The following is a 22,895-nucleotide window of genomic DNA, read 5'->3' as shown; positions in this document are numbered from 1 at the left end:
TTCGATTAAGCGCTTTGCACTGGCACGCAAGATCGGAAAGTCCTAAGGGCGCACGCGTGAGGCCGACGCGCTTGCCTGTTCATTGGAAAGTCACGACCCGCGTGTGTTCCTCTGTGATAACATCAGCGTTAGGATAGCGATGACAAGTTCGACCACTGCTGCCACGCGCAGGCGTGAACGCCGCGCAGCCGGGGTCCCCTCCCCCTGGGGCATGTTCTTCCAGGGCTTTCTCAAACATCCGGTGATGGTCGGCTCGATCGTCCCGTCCTCCGATCGGCTGATCCGCAAGATGCTCGGCCCCGTGGATTGGGCGAACACCAAATTGTTCGTCGAATACGGCCCAGGCGTCGGCACCTTCTGTCGTTCGATCCTCGAGCGGATGGCGCCCGACGCGCAGTACATCGCGATCGACACCAACCCCGATTTCATCCGCTATCTGCGCCAGACGATCCAGGATCCGCGCTTTGCCGCGGTCAACGGTTCGGCCGCCGACGTCGCGCAGATCGTCGCCGATCATGGCCACGAAGCCGCCGATTACGTGCTGTCGGGCCTGCCGTTTTCGACGCTGCCGCCCGGCGTCGGCCCCGCGATCGCCAAGGCGACCTTCGAGACGCTGCGCCCCGGCGGCGCCTTCCTCGTCTATCAATTCTCGCCCAAGGTGAAGGATTTCCTCACCCCCCATGCCGATCGCATCGATCATGCGATGGAATGGTGGAACGTGCCGCCCGCGCAGCTTTACTGGGCGTGGAAGGATTGAAGCGGCTTCTTTGATTTTGATCGCGGCACCGGCCCGCTCCCCCACCCCACCTCCCAAGTCATCATACTTGCATGGGAGGTGGGGTGGGGGAGCGGGCCGGTGCCGCTTCAACAGATCACTTCCCGTCCGGGCCGAAATTGAGCCGCCGCGTCAGATTGTAATCGAGCACCGCGACGACGAAATAGGCCGTCGCCTGCTTGATCCGCTGCCACAGCCCGACATGGCGCTTCCACCACATCCTGGTGATCCGCTCGCTGTCGGCGATCTCGTGATCGACATAGGCGCGGACGTGCGCGGCGAAGGCGGGGTCTTCGATCCTGAGCATCAGCTCGAGGTTGAGGAACAGGCTGCGCACGTCGAAATTGGCCGAGCCGACATGGACGGCGTCGTCGATGACGTAGAGCTTGGTGTGGAGCTTGGTCGGCCGATATTCGTAGACCTCGACTCCCTTGCGCAGCAGCCCGGCATAGGTGAAGCGCGCCGCCGCGATCGTGGCATTATTGTCCGATTTTCCGGCGGTGATGATGCGCACGCGGCTGCCGCGTTTGATCCCGGCCTTGTCGAAGCGGCGCAGCATCCCCGGCGTCGGGCAGAAATAGGCGGCGATGATGTCGATGCGCCTGGCCGCGCGCATATCCTGCCGGATGGTGCGCGCCCAGGCCGACAGCCGCCGCGTCGGCCCGCCGATCAGCCAGCGCAGCGCCCCGGTTTCTTCGCTGAAGCGGTTGAGCGTGCGCCGCAACTCGCCGAAGCTGCCTTGCGGCTGCCGCACCCAGTGTGACAAGGTGTCGAAATAGCCCGCAATCCGCCCCGCCGCCGGCCCCTCGACGATGAGGCCGAGATCGCGCCAGGCGTCTTCGGCGCGCGTCCCGAAATAATCGTCATCGATGTTGAATCCCCCGATGATAACACGCGCCTCGCCCTCGGCATCCGCAAGCGCGAGCTTCTGGTGGTTGCGCAGCAGATAGCGCCGCCCGAATCGCGGTTCGAACTCGCAGACGCTCGCGCCCGCCGCTTCGAGCGGGGCGAAGAAATGCTCATGCTCGGCGGCGTCGCTGCCGAACGCATCGACGATGAGCGACACCGTCACGCCGCGCCGCGCCGCCGCGAGCATGGCATCGCGCACCCGCCGCCCCGAGGCGTCGTCCGAATAGATGTAATAGATGATCCTGAGCGAGTGCCGCGCGCCCTCGATCAATGCGACCAGCGCGTCGAGCCGGTCGGGACCGATATCGAGCAGCCGCAAGCGATTGCCGGCGATCGTGAAGGTCGGTTGCGGCGGCGGACGCTCCATGTAGAGGGTGATGCCCGGTGCCGATCGGCGCGGCAACCCCTCGGCATTTCTTGACATCGGGGTGGGCCAACCCTAGATCGCGCGCTTGGATTTCCGAGAATAAGCTGAACGAGGACAACGTCCATGGCGCGCGTCACGGTCGAAGATTGCGTCGACAAAATCCCCAACCGGTTCGATCTGGTGCTGCTCGCTGCGCAGCGTGCGCGGCAGATTTCGGGTGGCGCCGATCTGACGCTCGATCGCGACCGCGATAAAAATCCGGTGGTCGCTCTGCGCGAGATCGCCGAACAGACGGTCAAGCCCAAGCATCTTGAGGAATCGGTCGTCTCGGGCCTGCAAAAGGTGCAGGTCGACGAGGACGACACGCCCGACGAGATCGGCAGCCTCGCCGCCTCGGCCGAAGCGCTGCGCCTGACCGCGGCGGCGCCCCCGCGCAACACCAATGTCGGCGGCGACTACGAGGGCTGAGGCTCTCGTCTGCGATCAGAAACCGCTGAGGAAGCCCGCGACGTTCGCACCCAGCGCGTCGCACGCATAGCCGCCTTCCATCGCGATCAGCGTCGGCCAGCCGCACGCGGCGATGTCGGCCGCGAGCAGGCGATAGTCCGCCGTCTCGATCCCGAACCGCGAGATCGGATCGCCGGCCCAGGTATCGGCGCCATAACTGACGATCAGCAGATCGGGCGCGAAGCGCGCGATTCGATCGAGCGCGGTCGCCAGTGCGGCGCGGAATGCGTCACGCGTGGTGCCCTGCGGCAGTGGCAGGTTGAGCGTGGTGCCGTCGCCCGCGCCCTCGCCGGTCTCGTCGGCATGGCCCCAATAGAACGGATAATCGGTCGCCGGATCGGCATGGAGCGAGGCGAAGAACACGTCGCCCCGGTTCCAGAAGATATCCTGCGTACCGTTGCCGTGATGGTAATCCACATCGAGGATCGCGACTGGGGCCATGCCGCCGAAAATGGCCGCCTGCGCGGCGATCGCGGCGGTGTTGAGATGGCAATAGCCGCCCAGATAATCGCGCCCGGCATGATGGCCGGGCGGGCGGCACAAGGCGAAGGCGGCGCGATCGCCGCCCAGCACCGCATCGAGCGCGGCGAGCACGCTCTGGGCGCTCCAATAAGCCGACGTCCAGGTATCGGCGGTGAGCGGGGTCGCGGCATCGAGGCTGAACCGTCCCGCAAGCGCGTCGATCCGATCGAGCGCGAGCGGCCGCCGCCCGACGATCGGCCAGATATAGCCGACCAGATCGCCCGGCCGCCCCGCCGCCTTCCAGCGCGCAGGGCCGGTTTTCAGGAAATCGACATAGGCCGCGTCGTGTACCGCGAGGATCGGCGCCTCGCCGCGGTCGGCGGGCGTCTCCAGCGGCCCGAGCGCGGCGAGGATCGCATCGGCGCGCGCCGGGGTTTCGGCATAGGCGACGAAGCCGCCGTTATGCAGTTCCTGCGCCGGGGCGTGCGCACGCTGGCGGGGATCGAAGAAGCCGCGCATCAGGCGGGCTCGGCCGGTTGCAGCGCGGGCGCGAACCGCAGCACCACGAAGCCCGCGCACGCCGACACGATCGATCCGGCAAGCACGCCGAGCTTGACCTCGCCTTCCACGTCGCCGCGAAACGCGAGCCCGCCGATGAACAGGCTCATCGTGAAACCGATCCCGCACAAGAGCGCGACGCCGTAGATCTGGAGCCACGTCGCGCCCGCGGGCTTGCTCGCCAGCCCCAGCTTCACCGTCCCCCAGACTGCGCCGAAGATGCCGAGCTGCTTGCCCACGACGAGCCCGGCGGCGATCCCCAGCGGCAACGGCGCGAGCAGCGTATCGAGCCCCATGCCGCTGAGATCGACGCCGGCATTGGCGAAGCCGAACAGCGGCACGATGGCGAATGCCACCCACGGATGCAGCGCGTGTTCGAGCCGGTGGAGTGGCGACGCGGCATCGTCGGGCGCGCCGGGCGAGGGCGTGATCGGGATCACCAGCGCGGCTGCCACCCCCGCGATCGTCGCGTGCACGCCCGACAGCAGCACGCAATACCACAAGACAGTGACGCCGATCGCATAGACCGGCAGCGCGCCCACCCCGCTCTTGCCGAGCACATAGAGCAGCCCGAGCACCAGCGCCGCGCCGCCAAGCGCGATCGTGCTGATCTGATCGGTATAGGCGAGCGCGATGATCGCGACCGCGCCCATATCGTCGACGATCGCAACCGTCGTCAGGAACAGTTTGAGCGAGGTCGGCGCGCGGCTGCCGAGCAGCGCGAGGACACCGATCGCAAAGGCGATGTCGGTCGCGGCGGGGATCGCCCAGCCCGCGTGCAGGCCCGGCGTACCTCGTGTCACCGTGAGATAGACCAGCGCGGGCAGCGCCATCCCCGCGCCGGCGGCGATCACCGGCAGCCGCCGCCGTTCCCATGTCGAGAGCCGCCCGTCCATGAACTCGCGCTTGATCTCGAGCCCGACGAGCAGGAAGAACAGCGCCATCAGTGCGTCGTTGATCCACAGATGCACCGTCATCGGCCCGATCGCAGGGGCAATGACGGGGCCGGTTCGGGCATGGACGAACGCGTGATAGGCGTGCGCGGTGGCGGGCAGGTTGGCCACGACCATCGCCAACGCCGCCGCGACGATCAGGACGATCCCGCCCGCCGCCTCATTGGCAAGGAACGCGCGCAGCACCGAGCGGGGGAAGCGGAAGCCGACCATCGTCCCTTCCTATCGGCTGACACGGCGCGCGCAATCCTCACCACAGGCTGAGTTGCGGATCGACCGCGCCGGTGAGCGGCCAGCGGCCGACGAGATCGTGTCGCGTGCGCCCGACATGGCTGTGGATCAGAACGATATCGGTTGCGCGCCACGCAATCGGTGCGGTCGGTTCGTTAAGCGCCAGCCCGTTGCGATACCCCACCGTGAGGTGCGGCTGGAAGCGATAGCCCGCACGCGGCCGCAATCCGACCGCACGGATACGGTCGCCGATCGCACGGTGCAGCGCGCCCAGCGCGACAATCCGCCGCGACGGACGCAGCACGATCGGGCCGCCGCCGCCCGAAAGGCGATCGAGTGTCACCGCGACCGGCGCGGCGGCGATCGTGCCGCCAGCCTCGCACAATCGCTCCTCCAGCCCCGAAGACACCTCGATCGCCGCAGGCAGGGCGAACAGGGTGATGTGGAGCCGATCGCGACGGACCGGGCTGCCCGCGTCAGCGAACCAGCGTTCGGCCATGAGCGCGATACGGCCGGCTTCGGCGGCCGGCGGGAGGAGCGCGAAGAAATGGCGGTGACCGATGGTCGTGCGGTACGGCATATCTCGTGTTTCCGAGTCGGGCCGGCCAGAATATTGTTCTGGATATGTTCTTACAATCTATGTCGCCAATGATTCGAGAAATCAACGAGTTATGGTGCGAGGCAGTTACCCCCGGCACGGGTTGACGGGGGGATCAGCTCGCCAGCGCCTCGGCGATGAGCTTGCGGGTGTTGTCGATGCCGTAGAGCGCGATGAAGCTGCCCATACGCGGGCCCTGGCTCGAGCCGAGCAGCGTCTCGTAGAGCGCCTTGAACCAGTCGCGCAGGCTTTCGAAGCCGCCGGTCTTGCCGATCTCGTAGACGAGGTTCTGGATCTCCTCCGCGGTCGCGGTCGCGGGCAGGGCGGCGAGATCGGCGTCGAGGCGCCGGAGACCGTCGATCTCCGCGCCCTCGGGCGCGCGGCGCTGGAGCGTCGGCGCGACGACGTCGCGGTGGTACGCCAGCGCGTAATCGATCAGCCGATCGAGCGCGGGATAGGCCCGGGCCGAGGCGTCGGGCAGGTAATTGGCGAGATAGCCCCACACCTGATCGCGCGTCGCCTCGCCCCCCATCACCCCGACGAGGTTGAGCAACAACCCGAAGGTGACCGGCAATTGCTCGCCCGGCACGCGGCCGTCGTGGATGTGGTGGACCGGATTGCCGAGCTGCTGCTTCAGCTCCTGCCCCGGATAATTGGCGCGATACTGCCAATAATCGTCGACCGCACGGGGGATCACGCCCATGTGCAGCGCCTTGGCCTTCCTCGGCTCCCGATAGATGTAGAAAGCGAGGCTCTCGTCGGGGCCGTAGGTCAGCCACTCGTCGAGGCTGAGGCCGTTGCCCTTCGATTTGGAGATTTTCTCGCCCTTTTCGTCGAGGAACATCTCGTAGTTGAAGCCCTCGGGCGGGCGGCCGCCGAGCACGCGCGCGATCTTCGACGATTGGGTGACCGAATCGATCAGATCCTTGCCCGCCATCTCGTAATCGACGCCCAGCGCGACCCAGCGCATCGCCCAATCAACCTTCCATTGCAGCTTCGACATGCCGCCGAGCGCCGATTGCTCGACGCGCGCGCCATCCTCGTCGGTGAAGGCGATCGTGCCCGCGTCCGCATCGACCACCTCGACCGGCACCTGCAACACCACCCCCGTCGTCGGGCTGATCGGCAGCACAGGCGAATAGGTCGCGCGGCGCTCGGCGCGCAGCGTCGGCAGCATCACGTCCATGATCGCGTCGAAATGGCGCAGCACGCCCTTGAGCGCGTCATCGAAGCGGCCGCCGGCGTAGTAATCGGTCGACGAGACGAACTCGTAATCGAAGCCGAAGCGATCGAGGAAGGCGCGCAGCATCGCATTGTTATGGTGCGCGAAGCTTTCGTACTTTTCGAACGGATCGGGGATGCGCGTCAGCGGCTTGCCGAGATGCTCAGCTAGCATCTCCTTGTTGGGGACGTTGTCGGGCACCTTGCGCAACCCGTCCATATCGTCCGAGAAGGCGACGAGGCGGGTCGGCTGGTCGGAGAGCGCGTGGAAGGCGTTGCGCACCATCGTCGTGCGCAGCACCTCGTTGAAGGTGCCGATATGCGGCAGGCCCGAGGGGCCATAGCCGGTTTCGAACAGCACCGCGCCGCCGGGCTTGCCCTGCGGATAGCGCTTGAGCAGCTTGCGTGCCTCTTCATAGGGCCAGGCCTTGGAGACGAGCGCTTCGGCGCGGAGATCGTGTGTGTCGGTCATGATGCGCGTGGCTGTGGCGCGTACCGCGCAAAATCGCAAATGTTGAAGTGGCGCGGGATCGATTCAGCGGGCCGGGACCGCCTCGGAAATCGCCCTTCCGCGATGTCCCAAACAATCTCTCAGAAAATCGACCAGCCGTGGCTTCCGGCGACCGCGCCGAACACGGTGATCAGCCCGAGCGTCAGCAGCACGACGTGCATGCGATGGAGCCGGGCGAAGGCGGCATCGGGATCGCGCGCCACCCAGCGCGGGAAGCGGCGATGGAGGATCAGCGGCTCACCGACGAACAGCAGGAACGTGAAGATGGCCCACACGCACACCATCGCGTGCATCCACCAGAAATCGAGGCTGCGGAAGCGATCCCACAGATCGAGCTTTGCCACCATGTAGAGCCCGCTCGCCCCGACCAGGAGAACGGCGGCGCGCGCCTGCCAGACGAAGCGATGCTCGATCGCGTGGAACGCGCGCAGCCGGTCGCTGCCGAGATCGCCGCGGCGCACCGCGGGAAGTGCCACCGTGGTCGCCATTGCGACGCCGCCGATCCAGATGACGACCGCAAGCACATGAAGCGCGCGGGCGAAGGCGAGATCATCCATGATCACAGGCTCCTTCCAGAAATCGATCGCCGGTGTACGCCGTTTGTGCGCGCGGAAGTTGCGCTGGCGCAAATACGTGCGCAGCGGTCGCATTATGTTGCCGCGATGGCGCGGATCAGATTCGAGGACGGAGCGATCGAGGTCGACGCGCACGTGATCGCCGAGGGGCTGCGAACGACCCCCGAGCGCGTGGCCGCGGAAATGCGGTCGGGGCGGATCACCGCGCGCTGCGAGCGCGGCATCGACGACGACGCGGGCACGTATCGGCTGAGCTTCTTCGCGGGCAACCGGCGCTTCCGCGTGACGGTGACCGAGGCGGGCGAGGTGCTCCGGCGCGCGACGCTCACCACCGCCGAGCCCCCGGCCGACGACGGGGCGCGCGCCGCGATCGATCACCCCCTTCGCCGCGCGCGTTCGGGCGGCTAGGATCAGGCGATGCACCCGCACGATCCCGAGGTGACGGCCGCGATTACGGCGCTCGATCTGTTCGCCGGGCTGCCCGCGTCCGCGCTCGACGAGGTCACCGCGCGGGCGCGCGTGCGGACGCTGGGGCGCGGCGCGCGGATGTTCGATCAGGGCGAGCCGGTCGAACGCGCGCATGTGCTGCTGTCGGGCGCGATCCGCATCGCGCAGGCGGGGAGCGACGGTGGACAGGTGGTGCTCCGCTTCATCGGCCCCGGCGAGATTTTCGGCAGCGTCGCGATCTTCACCGATCACCTTTACCCCGCCGACGGGATCGCGATGGTCGGCTCGACCGAAGCGAGCTGGGCGCGCGCCGACTGGCTCGACCTGATCGAGCGGTATCCGAGGATCGCGCTCAACCTGATCACGATCGTCGGTCGCCGGCTTGCCGAGTTGCAGGATCGGGTGCGCGAGATGGCAACCCAGCGCGCCGAACGCCGCATCGCCAACACGCTGCTGCGGCTCGCGCGGCAGGCTGGGCGGGCGACCGGCGCGGGCACCGAAATCGGCTTCCCGTTGCGGCGCAAGGACATCGCCGACATTTCGGGGACGACGCTCTTCACCGTCAGCCGAACGCTCAACGACTGGCGGCGCCAGGGCTTGATCGCCGACGACCGCCGCGCGCTGACGCTGGTGTCGATGGCCGGGATCGGGCGGATCGCGCTCGGATGACGGCGACCGGGCCGCGCATCGCCCGCACCGTGCACCCGGCTTGCTGTTGCCAATCTGTTCCATAGCCGCGACAAGGGCGGCCATGTCGCTCCCCTATCCCGCGCTTCACGCCAGCCACGGCGGCACCTGGCTGGCCACGCCCGACGGCGAGACGCGAGCGTTGGCGCGCGGCGAAGCGATCCGGGTGGCGGCCGATACGTCGGTGCTGTTGCTGGGGGCCGCCGTGGTGGGGCAGCGGCTGGGCTATGCCGATCTGTCGGGGCTCGATCTGCTCGAACTGTTCGCGTTCCTCCACCCGGCGCGCTTCATGGTGCCGACGCCCAAGGGGCTCGCGCGCGCCACCGGGTTGCTGCCGCCGACGCGCGACGAGGACGTGGCGCCCTTTCTGCGCGAGGCGGCGGCGGCGTTGCTCAGCGTCGCCGAGGGCGACTGGCCCGAGCGCGAGGGGGCATGGACGGCGGCACAATCCATGTCGCGGCTGCGCTGGCCGTGGGCGCCGGCGCTGATCGATCGCCTCGCGCGGCCCGCGCAGAACGAACGCTGGCTGTTCTCGAAGCTCCCCGAATGGCACGAGGGCGCCCCGCGCCCGGCGCCGCGCGCGGTGACGCTCGACTCGGCCGAGACGCAGGAGCGGCTGGCCGCGCTCACCGGCGCGGCGGCCGAGGCGCGACCGGGCCAGCGCGCTTATGCCGAGGCGGCCGCGCAGGCCTTTGCCCCGCGGACGATGCGCGACACGCCCAATCTGGTTCTCGCCGAGGCGGGGACGGGGATCGGCAAGACGCTGGGCTATCTCGCGCCCGCCACGCTCTGGGCGGACAAAGCGGGCGGCGCGGTGTGGGTATCGACCTACACCAAGGCGCTGCAACGCCAATTGGGGCACGAGACCGCGCGCGTCTATCCCGATCCAGCGGTGCGGCGCACCAGGGTAGTGACGCGCAAGGGCCGCGAGAATTACCTGTGCCTGCTCAATCTGGAGGATGCGTTGCAGGGCGGGTTTGCGGGGCGCGCCGCGATCCTCGCCCAGCTCGTCGCGCGCTGGGCAGCGTATAGCGCCGACGGCGACATGGTCGGCGGCGACCTGCCCGGCTGGCTGACGACGCTGTTCCGCCGCGCGGGTGCGACCGCGCTGACCGACCGGCGCGGCGAGTGCGTCTATGCCGGCTGCCCGCATTACCGCAAATGCTTCATCGAACGCGCCGCGCGCGCCAGCGCCGAGGCCGATATCGTGATCGCCAACCACGCGCTGGTGATGGTCAACGCCGCGCGCGGCCGCGAGACCGCGACGCGCCCGACACGCTATGTGTTCGACGAAGGCCATCACCTGTTCGACGCCGCCGATTCGATGTTCGCGACCGCGCTGACCGGGCAGGAGGCGATCGAGATCCGGCGCTGGGTGATCGGCCCCGAATCGCGCAGCCGAGGACGGCGGCGCGGGCTGGCGGCGCGTTTGTCGGATGTCGCGAGCTATGACGAACAGGGCGCGCTCGCGATCCAGGCGGCGGGCGAAGCGGCGGCGGCACTGCCCTCCGACGGCTGGCTCCAGCGGCTGGCCGACGGCGATCCGTTCGGCGCGATCGAGGCGCTGCTCGCGGCCGTCCGCGGGCTCGTCTATGCGCGCGACACCGCCAAGAGCGACGCGGGCTACGGCCTCGAGACCGAGCTGGCCGAACCCGACGCGGCGCTGATCGACGCCGCCGCTGGTGCCGCGCAGGCGCTCGACGCGCTCTATCGCCCGCTGGTGACGCTGGGGCGGCGGCTCGACGCGGTGCTGGGCGAAGCGCCCGACTGGATGGACGGCCCGGCGCGCGCGCGGATCGAGGGCGCGATCGCCTCGCTCGGCTGGCGCGCGGAGACGGTGGGAGCGTGGCTGGCCCTGCTCGCGCGCATCGGCGGGCCGGCCGATCCCGATTTCGTCGATTGGCTCGCGGTCGATCGGATCGAGGGACGTGAATGGGATATCGGGTTGCACCGCCGCTGGCTCGATCCGACGCGGCCGTTCGCCGAGGCGGTGCTCAAGCCCGCGCACGGCGCGCTCGTCACCTCGGCGACGCTGCGCGCGGGCGGCGACTGGGCGGTGGCGGAGGCGCGCGCGGGCGCGCCGCACCTCGCCCAGCCCGCGCAGCGTTTCGAGGCGGCGAGCCCGTTCGATTACGCCGCCCAGGCCGAGGTGCTGATCGTCACCGACGTCAAGCGCGGCGACGTGGCGGCGCTCGCGGGCGCCTATGCGCGGCTGATCGTCGCGGCCGGCGGCGGCACGCTGGGGCTGTTCACCGCGATCCGGCGGCTGCGCGGGGTGCATGGGCGAATCGCCGACCGGCTCGCGCGCGAAGGGCTGCCGCTCTACGCGCAGCATGTCGATCCGATCGATACCGGCACGCTGGTCGATATCTTCCGCGACGACGGGCATGCCTCACTGCTCGGCACCGACGCCTTACGTGATGGCGTGGACGTGCCCGGCCATTCGCTGCGGCTGGTGGTGATGGAAGGCGTGCCCTGGTCCAAGCCGAGCGTGCTTCACGCCGCGCGGCGGCTCGCCGATGGCGGGGCGGCGTATGAGGACCGGCTGGTGCGCGCGCGGCTGGCGCAAGCCTTCGGGCGGCTGATCCGGTCGTCGCGCGATCGCGGGGCGTTCGTGCTGCTGTCCGCGGCGATGCCCTCGCGCCTGCTCGCGGCGTTCCCGCCGGGGGTGGGGATTGCGCGCGTCACGCTCGACGAGGCGGTCGCGCGGGTCGAAACGCGTCTTTCATCCGGCGCGCCGATCGGGCAAGAGACGGGCGAACACGCCTGACGGAGACTGCGGCCCCCATGAAAACCTTGACGCTGCTCAGGCACGCCAAGTCGAGCTGGGACGATCCGGTCGAGCGCGATTTCGATCGGCCGCTCAACGCCAAGGGCGAGCGCGCGGCGCAGCTCGTGGGACGGCACCTGCGATCGCTGGGGCTGGCGTTCGATCACGTCGTCGCCTCCCCCGCGGCGCGCGTCGGCGACACGATCGACCAGCTCGCGATCGGATACGGCCGCACGTTCGCGCCCGATTGGGATCGGCGGCTCTACCTCGCGTCGCCCGCGACGCTGCTCGACGTGATCCACGGCCTTCCCCGCGACGCGGACCGCGTGCTGCTGATCGGCCACAATCCGGGGCTGGAGGAACTGGTGCTGCTGCTGGTGCCCGACGATGCGCGCGATACGCTGCGCGCCGAGGCGGCGGCCAAATATCCCACCGCGACCGTCGCCGAAATCCGTTTCGATGGCGATTGGCCTGCGGTGAGCGCGGCGACGGGCACGCTGACACGCTTCATCCGCCCGCGCGATCTCGATCCAGCGCTGGGGCCGGATCAGGCATAGGATTCTGCCCCTAACCATCGACGGTCGCCCGCTTTTGGCGCCGCCAGCCCGAACTACCCCCTTTAACCCTGTTCACTTCCCCGGCGAAGGCCGGGGCCCAGTTACGGCCGGCCCGATGCTGGACCCGGCCTTCGCCGGGGAGGTGAATGAAAGCCCGTATCCGAGATTGCGTTATCGCCCCTGCGCGCGCCAGCGGCGGATGGTGCGGGCGATGATCTGATCTTCCTGCCCGACCTCGCTCCACAATTCGGAGAACAGCGGATCGCCCGAAGCCGGCCGCTTGTGCTCCTCGAGCGCGTCGAAGCCGACGCGGATCGGGATCGCGACGCCCTCACCGCAGATCACGCATTCGCGATTCCTGAGCGCGGGGATCGAATCGAGGAAGCCGCGCGCGCCTTCGGGCATCGCGGCGCGAACGAACGCCTGGTCGCGATCGTTGTTCAGGCGCATCGAGATGATCGTGCCGCATTGCGACAGCACGCCCTCGGCCAGATCCGACGGGCGCTGGGTGATCAGCCCCAGCGAGACGCCGTATTTGCGGCCTTCCTTGGCGATCCGGCTGAGGATGCGGCCGACCGAGGATTTCTCGGCATCGGCGCCGCTCGGGATGTAGCGATGCGCTTCCTCGCAGACGAGCAGGATCGGGCGCTGCGGTTCGTTGCGTGACCAGATCGCGAAATCGAACACCATCCGCGCGAGCACCGACACCACCACCGAGGTGATTTCCGAGGGCACGCCCGAGACGTCGATGATCGAGATCGGCTTGCCGTCGCCCGGCAGGCGGAAGACGCGGCCGATGAAATCGCCCATCGTATCGGCGACGAGCATGCCGGAGAACATGAAGCCGTAGCGCGGATCGGCCTTGATCTCGTCGATCTTGGTCTTGAGCCGCAGATAGGGCGCGGTATCGCCCGCGCGATCCATCTTGCCCATTTCGAGCTGGATGATGTTGGTCAGGTCGCTGAGCAGATAGGGCACCGGCGCGTCGACCGTCAGCTTGGCGATCTCCTGCCCCACCCGGCCCTTGGCGCGCGCCGCGAGCAGGCATTTGGCGAGAATATCGGCATCGACCTGCCGATCGGCGCCGTGGCTGGTCAGGAACACTTCGCAATGTTCCTCGAAATTCATCAGCCAATAGGGCATCTGGAGGTTGCCGACGTCGTAGACCGCGCCCGCCGTCTTGAACGCGGCGCCATATTCGCCGTGCGGATCGACCATCACGATATGGCCCTGCGGCGCGCGCTGGCAGATGCGGTGCAGGATCAGCGCGGCGGCGGTCGATTTGCCGGTGCCGGTCGAGCCCAGCAGCGCGAAATGCTTGCCCAGCATCGCGTCGATATAGAGCGCGGCGCGGATGTCGCGCGTCGGATAGACGGTGCCGATCTCGATATTGGCGCGATCGTCGGCGGCGTAGATCTGCTTGAGATCGGCGGTCGAGGCCGGAAACACCGGCGCCCCGGGCCGCGGATAGCGAGTGACGCCGCGGCGGAACTTGTAGAGCTTGCCGGTCAGCTTTTCCTCATCGCCTTCGCCGAGGAAATCAACCTCGGCGACGATACGGTCGTCACATCCGGCAGCGAGCTTGAGCGCGCGGATATTGGCGATCAGCCACACCCCACCGACGCGCACCTTGACCTGGCTGCCGACCTGCCCCGCCGCCGCGATCGCCGGATCGCTGCTCTGCGCGATCGTATCGAGCGCTGCCGCATCGAGCACGATCTGGCTGCCGCTGCCGCCGATCTCGGCGACCGCGCCGATGCCGCGCGGGCTGAATCCCACCGGCGTGGCCGGCGCGCCGGTCGATTCCGGGTCGACACCCGTCAGATCCTGCGCGCCCAAAATTTCCGCCATCAACCACGTCCCCGATGGTCAAACGGCGGCAACCATGCCTGCGGAAGGTAAAGATAGTGTTTTCCGCATGTGCCGGCGCGCGATCATTCGTAGCGCAGCGCCTTGACCGGATTGGTCCGCGCGACGCGCCAGGCGTGCGTGCCGATCGTCAGAATCGCGATCACGAGCGCGAGCACGCCCGCCGCGACGAAGGGCACCGGCCCGAGCGGCATCCGCACCTCGAAACCGTTGAGCCACGAACGCATGGCCCACCACGCGACCGGCCATGCGATCACATTGGCGATCAGCACCGGCCGGCTGAACTGCCACACCAAGAGCCGCACGATATCCCGCGTCCGCGCACCCAGCACCTTGCGGATGCCGATCTCCTTCGTGCGGCGCTCGGCGGTGAAGGCGGCGAGCCCGAACAGCCCGAGGCAGCCGATCACCACCGCGAGCACCGCGAACGCCCCGAAAAGCTGCGCGCGGCGCTCGTCGCGGTTGTAGAGATCGTTGACGATGTCGTCGACGAAGCGCGCCTGGAAGGGAATGTCGGGCACCAGCCGCTGCCACACCGTCTCGACCTGATCGTAGACCGCGCTGGGGCTGCGCCCCTGGAAACGGATCATGAGCTGCGAGACGATGCCGGTGTCGTAGAGATAGAAGATCGGCTGGAGCGGATCGCGCACCGAGCGGTAGCGAACATCGTCGACCACGCCAACGATCGTCGACGGCACCAGGCCATATTCGCTGTCGACGATCGGGGTCTTGATCTGCTTGCCGATCGCGTCCTGCGGGCGCGCGAAGCCTAGCCGCCGCGCCGCCTCGCGGCTGACGAGGATGTTCACCCCGCGCGCGGCAAGCGCCTGCTGCGCCTCGGGCAGGGCGGGGGACGGCGTGGTGGCGTCATCCATCGGCCGCGCGTCGGAAAGCGTGCGCCCCGCGAGCAGCCTGATCCCCATCGCGTCGAAAAATCCCTGATCGGTGCCGTAGACGCCCAGTGCGACATGGTTCGGGCTGCCCGGCACCTGCACGTCGGTCACCGAATTGTGGCCGTTCGCCACCGCGATGTTGGTACGGCCGACCGCGACCACACCGGGAATGCGGCGCACCTGTTGCATCAGCGCGTCGGCAACCTGTTCGGCCTGCGGGCGGCCGATCCCGTCGAGCTGGAGCAGCCCGTCGCGCTTGTAGCCGGCATCGACGTTGCGCGCATAGCTGGTCTGCGCATAGACGATCGCGGTGCAGATGATCAGCCCGATCGACACCGCGAATTGCGCGACGACGAGCATACCCCGCAACCGCCCCGATCCTTCCGCGCCGGCGGCCGAGCGGTTCGCCTTGAGCACGCGCGCGGGCTCGAACCGCGACAGCACGAGCGCGGGATAGAGCCCGCCGGCGATCCCGACGATCAGCGTCAGCGCGATCACCGGCAGGATCAGCCCGTCGGCAGCGACATAGCGCACCGCGATCTGGGCATCGAGGAAGCCGTTGAGCGCGGGCAGCGTCAGCTCGACCAGCGCGAGCGCGACGAGCATCGCCGCCGCCGCGACGAGGATCGATTCGCCGAGGAACTGCGTGATGAGCTGCTGGCGCGTGGCCCCCAGCACCTTGCGCAGCGCGACCTCGCGCGCGCGCTGCGTGGCGCGGGCGGTGGCGAGGTTGGTGAAGTTGACGCACGCCATGCCGAGGATGAGCATCGCGATCACCGCGAAGGTGACGATCGACGTCTTGTCGTTGCCCGGCGTCTGCGCGCCGCCCTGCGCCGCACCGAGATGGACGTCGCGGATGTTGACGAGTTTCCAGTCCTGGAACTCGCCCGGATTGCTGATCCGTACCCCATCATTCTCGTCGGGGATGTTGCGCTTTTCCCACGCCGGAAGCTGCGCTTCGATCGCGGCGGCGTCGGCGGACGATTTGAGCCGCAGCCAATAGCCGCCCTCCTGCCAGCTCCAGCTCGTCAGCGCGCCGGGGGTCGCCTGCCAGTATGACGCGGGATCGAAACGCGCGACCATGCCGAAGCCGAGCGACGAGTTTTTGGGCAGGTCGCGGAACACGCCGGTGACGCGATAATCCTCCTTGAGATCGCGGCTGGCGAGCGTCAGCGTCTTGCCGATCGGATCGTCGCTGCCGAAATATTTCGCCGCCGCCTTCTCGCCGAGCACCAGCGAATGCGGGTCGTCGAGCGCATGGGCGGGATCGCCGCGCACGAACGGCACATGGAGCACGTCGAACAGATTGCCGTCGACGAACAGCGCACCGGGCACCGTGCTCGGCTGGCCGTTCTGAAGCACGACGATCGCCTGGCTGGTGAAATAGACCGCGTTTTCGACCTGCGGAAAATCCTTCTTGAGCCGCTGGCCGGTGACATAGCTGGTCTGCTGGAGCTTCATCTCCTCGCCGCCTTCGTCGGTGGCGTGGTAGAAATCCTGAAGCTGGAAGACATTGTCCGAATCGGGCAGCCACTCGTCGTAGCTGAATTCGTAGCGCACATAGGACAGGATCAGCAGGCACGCCGCGATCCCCAGCGACAGCCCGGCGATGTTGATGATCGTATACGCGCGGTTCTTGGCAAGCGCGCGCAAGGCGACCGTGAGATAGTTGCGCCACATCGGACCGACCCCTCCTCTCGTCTCAGGCCGCGCGGCGGTGTTGCTGGAGGATTCGGCCGTCGAGCATCTGGACGACGCGGCCGGCATAATCGGCGTGCGCGGGCGAGTGGGTGACCATCACGATCGTCGAGCCTTCGGCGTTCAGCGTCTGAAGCATCCGCATCACTTCCTCGCCATGCGCGGTATCGAGGTTGCCGGTCGGCTCATCGGCGAGGATCAGCCGCGGGCTGGCGACGAGCGCACGCGCGACCGCGACGCGCTGCTGCTGGCCGCCCGAAAGCTGGCTCGGACGGTGGCGCGCGCGATGCGCGATGCCGACGCGATCCATCACGACATCGGCGCGCCGGCGGCGCTCGCTCGCCGAGACGTCGTGATAGAGCAAGGCCAGCTCGACATTCTCGCGCACCGTCAATTCGTCGACGAGGTTGAAGCTCTGAAAGATGAAACCGATCGAGGCCTTGCGCACTTCGGCAAGCTTGCTCTCGGGCAATCCAGCGACTTCCTTGCCGTCGAAAATGTACGAACCGCTCGACGGGCTGTCGAGCATCCCCATCAGATTGAGCAGCGTCGATTTGCCGCACCCCGATGGCCCCATGATCGCGACGAATTCGCCCTCGGCGATGTCGAGATCGATCGCGTCGAGCGCGGTGGTCTCGACCGTATCGGCGCGGTAAACCCGCGATAGCGCGCGCATGCTCAGCATCGTGTTCGTCCTTTCAGTCGTCGAGATCGAGGCGGTTCTTGTCGGCGAAGCCGGTGTAGGGTGAGGTGATCACGCGCTCGCCCGGCTCCAACCCGTCGAGCACCTCGATCGATTCGGAATTACGGCGCCCCAGCCGCACCGGGCGACGCACCGCGCTGGTGCCGTCGGGGGCGACCACGAACACCCAATTGCCGCCGGTTTCGTTGTAGAAGGCGCCGTTGGGGATCAGCAGCGCGGGCGTGGGATCGCCGAGCGTCAGCTTCGCCTGGAGCGTCTGGCCGCGCTGGAGATCGCCGGGCTCGTCGCCGAGGAATTGCAGATCGACCTGAAACTGGCCGTTCTGGACCTGCGGATAGATTTTGGTGACGCGCGTCGGATAGCTTTTGCCGCCCCAATCGACGGTCGCCTTCTGCCCGACCGCGACCCGCCCGAGATAGAATTCGTCGACTCCGGCGATCAGCTTGTTGCGCCCCGGCGAATCGACCTGCCCGATGCGTTCGCCCTGTTGCAGCGACTGGCCGACCTGGATCGAGAAGCCCGAAAGCTGCCCCGTCACCGGCGCGCGCAGGTTGAGCGCATCGAGGTTGCGGCGCGCGATCTCCAGCCCCGATTCGAGCGATTGCGCCGCCGCGCTCTGTTGCGCGAGCTGACTCGCCTGGAGCCGCTCGTCGGTCGCCTGGCTGTTCTTCACCGCCGCGAGCCGCTTGCGCTCGTACGCATATTGATCGGTCGTGTCGGCGAACTGCTTGCCCGCGACGAAGCCCTTGGCGGCAAGCGGCTGCTCGCGCTCGTACTGGCGGCGCGCCTTGGCGGTTTCGAGCTGCGCCTCGAGCACCGCGCGCGTATTGGCGAGCCGGGTCTGTTCGAGCGCGAGTTCCTGGCTGCGCATGTTGTTGATCTGTTGCGTCACCTCGGTCTGGCGGGCGAGCAGGTTGAGCGCGAGATCGGGGTTGGAGAGCACCGCGAGCATCTGACCCTTGGTGACGCTGGTGCCATCCTCGACCAGCACCTCCTCGACCCGCCCGCCCTCGACCGCGTCGAGATAGACCGTGACGAGCGGCGTCACGCGCGCGCGCAGCGGGATGAAATCGTCGAACGTGCCCTTGGCGACAGGCGAAATGGTGACGTGATCGGCCGCGACATTCTGCGTCCCCGCGCGCGGCGCCAGCCAATAGAAGATCGCGGCGAGCACCACCACCACAACGGCGCCCGCCGCGATCTTCAGCCTGGTCGGGAGCCCTTTTTTCGCGACCACGCGATCCATGCCGCTGCCGCTCGCCGGCGGCACGACATCTTCCTTTTCGATCGGCACCACGCTCATGCGCCTGTCAGACGCAAGCGGCGTGCCAGCCCGGCGATCGGCGCACAGGCGCGGAATCGCGGTCACCGGCCGCTGCCGGCAGTGTCCGTTATCGGACACATCTGTCCACGATCGGACATGATCGCGATTCCGATGCTCAGGCGTTCGACCGGACGACGGCCGAGGGCACGCCGGGAAGCACCGGCGGCGCCGATGCGAGCGTGAGGCACAAGGTCGCGGCGACCGCGCCGACGAGGCTCAGGATGCGGCGGAAAGCGATGATATGCATGACGTCCTCCGAATATCTGGCGTTACGTGCCGAACGTTGCAGCAGGCGTGCCAAACCCATTTCCCGCGGTTTTCCGCCATCGGCCACGTCATAGCCCCGGCTGGCACACAACTTGATTGTCCGGAAACGGGCAGCCCCTGTACGAGAGCGGACAAGATGAGCGACAAACCCGAATTCGACCTCGCCGTGGTCATCGACGACGACGAGGACATCCTGACCGCCGCGACGCTGCTGCTGCGCCGGATGTTCGCCGAGGTGTTGACCGCGCCCAATCCGCAGGCCGCGCTCGACATGCTCGGCGGGCGGCTGCCCGATGTCGTCCTGCTCGACGCCAATTTCGCGCGCGGCGCGACCGACGCCGCCGAGGGGCTGGCGTGGCTCGGCCGGTTGCTCGCCTACGATCCCGACATGGCGGTGGTGATGATCACCGCGCATGCGGGGCTTCAGGTCGCGGTCGCGGCGATGAAGCGCGGCGCGACCGATTTCGTCTCCAAGCCGTGGTCGAACGAGAAACTCCTCACCAGCGTGCGCACCGCCGCGACGCTGCGCCGGTCGCGCCGCGACGCGCCCCCCGAGCGCCAGCATCCGCTCGCGAGTGGCGGCACGCCGGGGAGCACGCTGCTGCTCGGGCGCTCGCCCGCGATGGCGCGCGTCCAGTCGCTGATCGCGCGCGCGGGGCCGACCGACGCCAACGTCCTGATCCTCGGCGAGAACGGCACCGGCAAGGAACTGGTCGCACGCGCGCTCCACGGCGCGTCGCACCGCGCCGACGCGCCGATGCTGACGGTCGATCTGGGCGCGATCACCGAGGATCTGATCGATTCGGAACTGTTCGGCCATGTGAAGGGCGCCTTCACCGACGCCAAGAGCGATCGCGTGGGGCGCATCCAGGCGGCCAACGGGGGGACGCTTTTCCTCGACGAAATCGGCAACCTGCCGCTCCATCTCCAGCCCAAATTGCTGTCGGTGCTCGAACAGCGCAAGGTGACGCCGGTGGGTGCCAACACGCCGGTGCCGGTCGATATCCGGGTGATCGCCGCGACCAACATGGCGCCCGCGATGCTCACCGACGACCGCTATTTCCGCCAAGACCTGCTGTTCCGGCTCAACACCGTCGAGATCGACCTGCCGCCTTTGCGCGACCGCCGCGAGGACGTGCCCGAATTGCTCGAACATTTCCTGATTCTCTACGCCAGACGCTACGGCCAGCCGGTGCCCGCGATCACCCCCGAGGCGATGACCGCGCTCAGGCATCACGACTGGCCGGGCAATGTCCGCGCGCTGCGCCATGCCGTCGAACGCGCGGTGATCCTGTCGGGCGGCCAGCCGCTCCAGCCGCACGACTTCCCGATCGGTGCCACCGCGTCACGGCTGCGCCCGGAGGCGGTAGTCGCGCCGTCGTCGCGCCAGGATCTCAACCTCGACCGCGCCGAGCGGCGGCTGGTCGAGGAGGCGCTCAAGAAGCACGGCTACAACATCTCGCTCGCCGCCGCCGAACTGGGGCTCTCGCGCGGCGCGCTCTATCGGCGCATGGAGAAACATGGCCTCTGACCGCCGCTTCCTGATCGGCCTCGCGTTGCGGATCGCATTGCTCGCGACCGCGATCGCGCTGCTGATCGCGGCATGCCTGACGCCGGGGCTGGCGGCGGCGCGGGTGCTTGCCGGGCTGCTCGTCATCGGCGCGGTCGCCTTGCTCTGGGGGCACGTCACGCGCACCAACATGATGCTGACGCGCTTTGTCGAGGCGCTGAACGCGGGCGACACCAGCGTGCGCTTCGCCGCGGGTGGCGGTGCCGGGTTCGATGCTTTGGGCGCGGCGTTCGACGCGGCGATCGCGCGGGCGCGCACCGAGCGCGACAGCGCCGCCAGGGCTGAGCGGTTCCAGCAGGCGTTGGTCGACGACATGCCGATCGCGGTACTGACGATCGACGCGCGCGGCGCGGTGACGCCGGGCAACAAGCTCGCGCGGCGGCTGTTCGGCGCGCATCTTTCGGGCGCGCGGGCCGAGGACTACGCGATCTACGGCGCGACCTTCGCCAAACGGCTGGCGGGCGAGAGCCGCGGCGGCGAGGAGACATTGCTGCTCACCTTCGGCGGGCGTGCCGAGCGCGCGATCGTACGGTCGGCCGAGCTGACGCGGCTCGACGGCCAGACCCGCGTCGTCACCGTCCAGCCGGTGCAGGGCGCGTTCGACAGCATCGAAATGGCCGCGCAAAGCGACCTCGTGCGCGTGCTGACCCACGAAATCCTCAATTCGCTGACGCCGATCACCTCGCTCGCCGAGACCGCCAGCGACCTGCTCGATGCGCCCACGCTCGAGGCCGATCCGCGCGTCGCCGATGCGCGCATGGCGGTCGGCACGCTGATGCGGCGCACGCGCGGCCTCGGACATTTCATCGAAAGCTATCGCGCGGTCGCGCGGCCGCCGGTGATCGCCCGCAAGGTGTTCGCCGCCGAGCCCTGGGCCGCCGAACTCCAGCGCCTGCTCGCCGCCGACTGGCCCGATGTGCCGATAAGTATCGAGATCGCGCCCGACGGTCTCGCGCTCGACGCCGACCCCGATCTGCTCGCGCAAGTGCTGATCAATCTCCTACGCAACGGCGCCGAGGCCGCGCGCCAGCACAGCGATGCGCCCAAGCTACGACTGTCGATCACGACGATCGAGGGCGGCGGGCGGCGGCTGATCGTCGCGGACAACGGCCCCGGCGTGCCGCTCGCGATCCGACAGGAGGTGTTCCTGCCCTTCTTCACCACGCGCGCGAAGGGGACCGGGGTGGGGCTCAACCTCGCGCGCCAGATCGTGGTGGCGCACGGCGGCGGGATCGAGGTGACCGACGCGGCCGGCGGTGGGGCGCAGTTCGAGATTGTGATTTAGGGCTGGGGTTGAGCCGACGGCTGGCGCCCAGTTGCCGACAATCCTTTGGTCTCCATCAATGGGGGGCAAAAACCAAACTTCCGGCACCGACAAGCAAACTCATAAGCCCGAGAAGCCGCAAGACCCAAAGCCTGCGAAGAGGTGCGTAAGTTTCAAGCGACCGACGCTCTTCAAAAAATTCTTCCTTCTCGCCGCGCTGCAATTCACCCAATCGTCGCTCATGGCGATCGACAAGACGTCGGGCTACAAGGGTCGGCCAGACGAGCAGCAAGACCCCTAACAATATCAGACCGATAGAGCGGATATCCATCAACGAAACATGCACGACGCACATCGGTTCAGCAATGCACCAAGTAGCGAATCGCTTTGGGCTCGATGGACCCCGGAACAAGTCCGGGGTGACGGAGGCGCGTATCCTCTTCGGGAACGTCGCCGCTAAATCACCCTGCATACTTCCCCGGCGAAGGCCGGGGTCCAGCATCGGGCCGCTCGTAACTGGACCCCAGCCTGCGCCGAGGTGACAGCTCAGCCCGCCTCGGCGATCAGGGCGGCGGCTTCCTTGCCCATCCAGTCAAAGCCGCCCGACAGGCGCCAGACTTCGCGGCCTTCGGCGTCGAACAGGATCGTGGTGGGCAGATTGGCCTGATAGGCGAGGCTGAATTCGAGCTTGGGATCGGTGTAGGCGGGCAAATGGGTGATGCCCTTTTGCTTGAGGAAGGGCGCCGCCTTGGCCTTGCCTTCGATATCCTGGCTGACCGTCAGCACATGGAGCGCCGCGCCTTTCTGCACCGCGAGCGCATCGAGCGTCGGCAGTTCGGCGACGCACGGCGCGCACCACGTCGCCCACAGGTTGAGCAGCACCGGCGTGCCCTTGAAATCGGCGAGCGTCACCGTCTTGCCGTCGGGCGCGGTGAAGGATACCGCGGACGCGGCCTCGCCCTTGTGGCTGCGATCGACCTCGCCCTGCGTTACCGCCGATGCGCCGCCGGGCGCCACCTCGTCGGGGCTCGCGGCGACCTCGTCGGGCGAAGCCTGGTTGGCGTCGGCCAAAGCGCCGCTTGCTTGCTCCGCGCCCGGCTTGGCCCTATCGCAGCCGCCGATCATCAGCGTTGCCACGAGGAGAAACGGGATCAACGCGCGCAAGGACACCTCCAATGC

At 68.1% G+C, this 22,895-nt stretch carries 21 protein-coding genes; 8 read left to right on the top strand and 13 right to left on the bottom strand.

Annotated elements, in window-relative coordinates; translation table 11 throughout:
* Positions 1-139 precede the first annotated feature (139 nt).
* Positions 140-757: a class I SAM-dependent methyltransferase gene (locus DFR49_RS13765; protein WP_119036197.1), complete on the top strand. Its 618-nt coding sequence runs from the start codon at positions 140-142 to the stop codon at positions 755-757.
* 115 nt (positions 758-872) lie between these two features.
* On the opposite strand, the gene DFR49_RS13760 is transcribed toward DFR49_RS13765, so the two are convergent.
* Positions 873-2,051 (bottom strand): phospholipase D-like domain-containing protein, encoded by a 1,179-nt coding sequence (locus DFR49_RS13760; RefSeq protein ID WP_119036196.1) that lies wholly within the window; start codon positions 2,049-2,051, stop codon positions 873-875.
* Positions 2,052-2,174: 123 nt separating this feature from the next.
* Here DFR49_RS13760 and rpoZ point away from each other — a divergent pair, with 123 nt between their 5' ends.
* Positions 2,175-2,519: a DNA-directed RNA polymerase subunit omega gene (gene rpoZ / locus DFR49_RS13755; RefSeq protein WP_119036195.1), complete on the top strand. Its 345-nt coding sequence runs from the start codon at positions 2,175-2,177 to the stop codon at positions 2,517-2,519.
* A gap of 15 nt (positions 2,520-2,534) precedes the next feature.
* Here rpoZ and DFR49_RS13750 read toward each other — a convergent pair whose 3' ends face one another.
* From DFR49_RS13750 to DFR49_RS13730, 5 genes are all read right to left on the bottom strand, one after another.
* Positions 2,535-3,539 carry a histone deacetylase family protein gene (locus DFR49_RS13750; RefSeq protein ID WP_119036194.1) on the bottom strand — a complete coding sequence of 335 codons (1,005 nt, stop codon included), beginning with the start codon at positions 3,537-3,539 and terminating at the stop codon, positions 2,535-2,537.
* The gene (gene nhaA, locus DFR49_RS13745; protein ID WP_119036193.1) at positions 3,539-4,744 is read right to left on the bottom strand and encodes a Na+/H+ antiporter NhaA; all 1,206 of its coding nucleotides are present in this window, start codon (positions 4,742-4,744) and stop codon (positions 3,539-3,541) included. The genes DFR49_RS13750 and nhaA overlap by 1 nt, the downstream gene beginning before the upstream one ends.
* Positions 4,745-4,781: 37 nt before the next feature.
* A complete protein-coding gene (locus DFR49_RS13740; protein ID WP_119036192.1) occupies positions 4,782-5,342 on the bottom strand; it encodes a 2'-5' RNA ligase family protein in 561 nt (186 codons plus the stop codon).
* A 133-nt stretch (positions 5,343-5,475) separates the two neighbouring features.
* Positions 5,476-7,053: a lysine--tRNA ligase gene (locus DFR49_RS13735; protein WP_119036191.1), complete on the bottom strand. Its 1,578-nt coding sequence runs from the start codon at positions 7,051-7,053 to the stop codon at positions 5,476-5,478.
* Between the two features lie 119 nt (positions 7,054-7,172).
* Positions 7,173-7,649 (bottom strand): hypothetical protein, encoded by a 477-nt coding sequence (locus DFR49_RS13730; RefSeq protein WP_119036190.1) that lies wholly within the window; start codon positions 7,647-7,649, stop codon positions 7,173-7,175.
* A gap of 105 nt (positions 7,650-7,754) precedes the next feature.
* Between DFR49_RS13730 and DFR49_RS13725 the strand changes: the two genes are divergently transcribed.
* From DFR49_RS13725 to DFR49_RS13710, 4 genes are all read left to right on the top strand, one after another.
* Positions 7,755-8,075 carry a DUF6522 family protein gene (locus tag DFR49_RS13725; RefSeq protein ID WP_211325880.1) on the top strand — a complete coding sequence of 107 codons (321 nt, stop codon included), beginning with the start codon at positions 7,755-7,757 and terminating at the stop codon, positions 8,073-8,075.
* A gap of 9 nt (positions 8,076-8,084) precedes the next feature.
* The gene (locus tag DFR49_RS13720; RefSeq protein WP_119036189.1) at positions 8,085-8,783 is read left to right on the top strand and encodes a Crp/Fnr family transcriptional regulator; all 699 of its coding nucleotides are present in this window, start codon (positions 8,085-8,087) and stop codon (positions 8,781-8,783) included.
* Between the two features lie 82 nt (positions 8,784-8,865).
* Entirely contained in the window at positions 8,866-11,571 is a 2,706-nt protein-coding gene (locus DFR49_RS13715) for an ATP-dependent DNA helicase (protein ID WP_119036188.1), read from the top strand.
* A gap of 17 nt (positions 11,572-11,588) precedes the next feature.
* On the top strand, positions 11,589-12,128 hold the full coding sequence (locus DFR49_RS13710; RefSeq protein ID WP_119036187.1) for a SixA phosphatase family protein: 540 nt from the start codon (positions 11,589-11,591) through the stop codon (positions 12,126-12,128).
* A gap of 171 nt (positions 12,129-12,299) precedes the next feature.
* On the opposite strand, the gene DFR49_RS13705 is transcribed toward DFR49_RS13710, so the two are convergent.
* The 5 genes from DFR49_RS13705 to DFR49_RS22390 form a co-directional block, all read right to left on the bottom strand.
* Positions 12,300-13,979 (bottom strand): ATP-binding protein, encoded by a 1,680-nt coding sequence (locus tag DFR49_RS13705; protein ID WP_119036186.1) that lies wholly within the window; start codon positions 13,977-13,979, stop codon positions 12,300-12,302.
* A gap of 83 nt (positions 13,980-14,062) precedes the next feature.
* Positions 14,063-16,570: an ABC transporter permease gene (locus DFR49_RS13700; RefSeq protein WP_119036185.1), complete on the bottom strand. Its 2,508-nt coding sequence runs from the start codon at positions 16,568-16,570 to the stop codon at positions 14,063-14,065.
* A 22-nt stretch (positions 16,571-16,592) separates the two neighbouring features.
* Positions 16,593-17,273 (bottom strand): ABC transporter ATP-binding protein, encoded by a 681-nt coding sequence (locus tag DFR49_RS13695; protein WP_119036184.1) that lies wholly within the window; start codon positions 17,271-17,273, stop codon positions 16,593-16,595.
* A gap of 13 nt (positions 17,274-17,286) precedes the next feature.
* Entirely contained in the window at positions 17,287-18,660 is a 1,374-nt protein-coding gene (locus tag DFR49_RS13690) for an efflux RND transporter periplasmic adaptor subunit (RefSeq protein ID WP_245968495.1), read from the bottom strand.
* A 70-nt stretch (positions 18,661-18,730) separates the two neighbouring features.
* Entirely contained in the window at positions 18,731-18,862 is a 132-nt protein-coding gene (locus DFR49_RS22390) for a hypothetical protein (protein ID WP_281271771.1), read from the bottom strand.
* Positions 18,863-19,018: 156 nt separating this feature from the next.
* On the opposite strand from DFR49_RS22390, the gene DFR49_RS13685 reads away from it, so the two are divergent.
* Complete coding sequence (locus DFR49_RS13685; RefSeq protein WP_119036182.1) at positions 19,019-20,413, top strand: sigma-54-dependent transcriptional regulator; 1,395 nt, start codon at positions 19,019-19,021, stop codon at positions 20,411-20,413.
* Positions 20,403-21,737 carry a sensor histidine kinase gene (locus tag DFR49_RS13680; RefSeq protein WP_119036181.1) on the top strand — a complete coding sequence of 445 codons (1,335 nt, stop codon included), beginning with the start codon at positions 20,403-20,405 and terminating at the stop codon, positions 21,735-21,737. The genes DFR49_RS13685 and DFR49_RS13680 overlap by 11 nt, the downstream gene beginning before the upstream one ends.
* Positions 21,738-21,792: 55 nt before the next feature.
* On the opposite strand, the gene DFR49_RS21725 is transcribed toward DFR49_RS13680, so the two are convergent.
* Both DFR49_RS21725 and DFR49_RS13670 read right to left on the bottom strand, forming a co-directional pair.
* Positions 21,793-22,218: a hypothetical protein gene (locus tag DFR49_RS21725; RefSeq protein ID WP_147373697.1), complete on the bottom strand. Its 426-nt coding sequence runs from the start codon at positions 22,216-22,218 to the stop codon at positions 21,793-21,795.
* A gap of 44 nt (positions 22,219-22,262) precedes the next feature.
* Positions 22,263-22,886: a TlpA family protein disulfide reductase gene (locus DFR49_RS13670; protein WP_245968569.1), complete on the bottom strand. Its 624-nt coding sequence runs from the start codon at positions 22,884-22,886 to the stop codon at positions 22,263-22,265.
* Positions 22,887-22,895 lie beyond the last annotated feature (9 nt).

It is taken from the genome of Hephaestia caeni, assembly GCF_003550065.1.
GTDB lineage: Bacteria > Pseudomonadota > Alphaproteobacteria > Sphingomonadales > Sphingomonadaceae > Sphingomonas > Sphingomonas caeni_A.
The sequence above is the reverse complement of the archived record's forward strand: the minus strand, read 5'-3'. Positions and strand labels throughout refer to the sequence as shown.

Bases quoted from the DNA above. Each gene is read 5' to 3' on its own strand.
- DFR49_RS13765 (WP_119036197.1), top strand. From the start codon at position 140: ATGACAAGTTCGACCACTGCTGCCACGCGCAGGCGTGAACGCCGCGCA.
- DFR49_RS13760 (WP_119036196.1), bottom strand. From the start codon at position 2,051: ATGGAGCGTCCGCCGCCGCAACCGACCTTCACGATCGCCGGCAATCGC.
- rpoZ (WP_119036195.1), top strand. From the start codon at position 2,175: ATGGCGCGCGTCACGGTCGAAGATTGCGTCGACAAAATCCCCAACCGG.
- DFR49_RS13750 (WP_119036194.1), bottom strand. From the start codon at position 3,539: ATGCGCGGCTTCTTCGATCCCCGCCAGCGTGCGCACGCCCCGGCGCAG.
- nhaA (WP_119036193.1), bottom strand. From the start codon at position 4,744: ATGGTCGGCTTCCGCTTCCCCCGCTCGGTGCTGCGCGCGTTCCTTGCC.
- DFR49_RS13740 (WP_119036192.1), bottom strand. From the start codon at position 5,342: ATGCCGTACCGCACGACCATCGGTCACCGCCATTTCTTCGCGCTCCTC.
- DFR49_RS13735 (WP_119036191.1), bottom strand. From the start codon at position 7,053: ATGACCGACACACACGATCTCCGCGCCGAAGCGCTCGTCTCCAAGGCC.
- DFR49_RS13730 (WP_119036190.1), bottom strand. From the start codon at position 7,649: ATGGATGATCTCGCCTTCGCCCGCGCGCTTCATGTGCTTGCGGTCGTC.
- DFR49_RS13725 (WP_211325880.1), top strand. From the start codon at position 7,755: ATGGCGCGGATCAGATTCGAGGACGGAGCGATCGAGGTCGACGCGCAC.
- DFR49_RS13720 (WP_119036189.1), top strand. From the start codon at position 8,085: ATGCACCCGCACGATCCCGAGGTGACGGCCGCGATTACGGCGCTCGAT.
- DFR49_RS13715 (WP_119036188.1), top strand. From the start codon at position 8,866: ATGTCGCTCCCCTATCCCGCGCTTCACGCCAGCCACGGCGGCACCTGG.
- DFR49_RS13710 (WP_119036187.1), top strand. From the start codon at position 11,589: ATGAAAACCTTGACGCTGCTCAGGCACGCCAAGTCGAGCTGGGACGAT.
- DFR49_RS13705 (WP_119036186.1), bottom strand. From the start codon at position 13,979: ATGGCGGAAATTTTGGGCGCGCAGGATCTGACGGGTGTCGACCCGGAA.
- DFR49_RS13700 (WP_119036185.1), bottom strand. From the start codon at position 16,570: ATGTGGCGCAACTATCTCACGGTCGCCTTGCGCGCGCTTGCCAAGAAC.
- DFR49_RS13695 (WP_119036184.1), bottom strand. From the start codon at position 17,273: ATGCTGAGCATGCGCGCGCTATCGCGGGTTTACCGCGCCGATACGGTC.
- DFR49_RS22390 (WP_281271771.1), bottom strand. From the start codon at position 18,862: ATGCATATCATCGCTTTCCGCCGCATCCTGAGCCTCGTCGGCGCGGTC.
- DFR49_RS13685 (WP_119036182.1), top strand. From the start codon at position 19,019: ATGAGCGACAAACCCGAATTCGACCTCGCCGTGGTCATCGACGACGAC.
- DFR49_RS13680 (WP_119036181.1), top strand. From the start codon at position 20,403: ATGGCCTCTGACCGCCGCTTCCTGATCGGCCTCGCGTTGCGGATCGCA.
- DFR49_RS21725 (WP_147373697.1), bottom strand. From the start codon at position 22,218: ATGCTGGACCCCGGCCTTCGCCGGGGAAGTATGCAGGGTGATTTAGCG.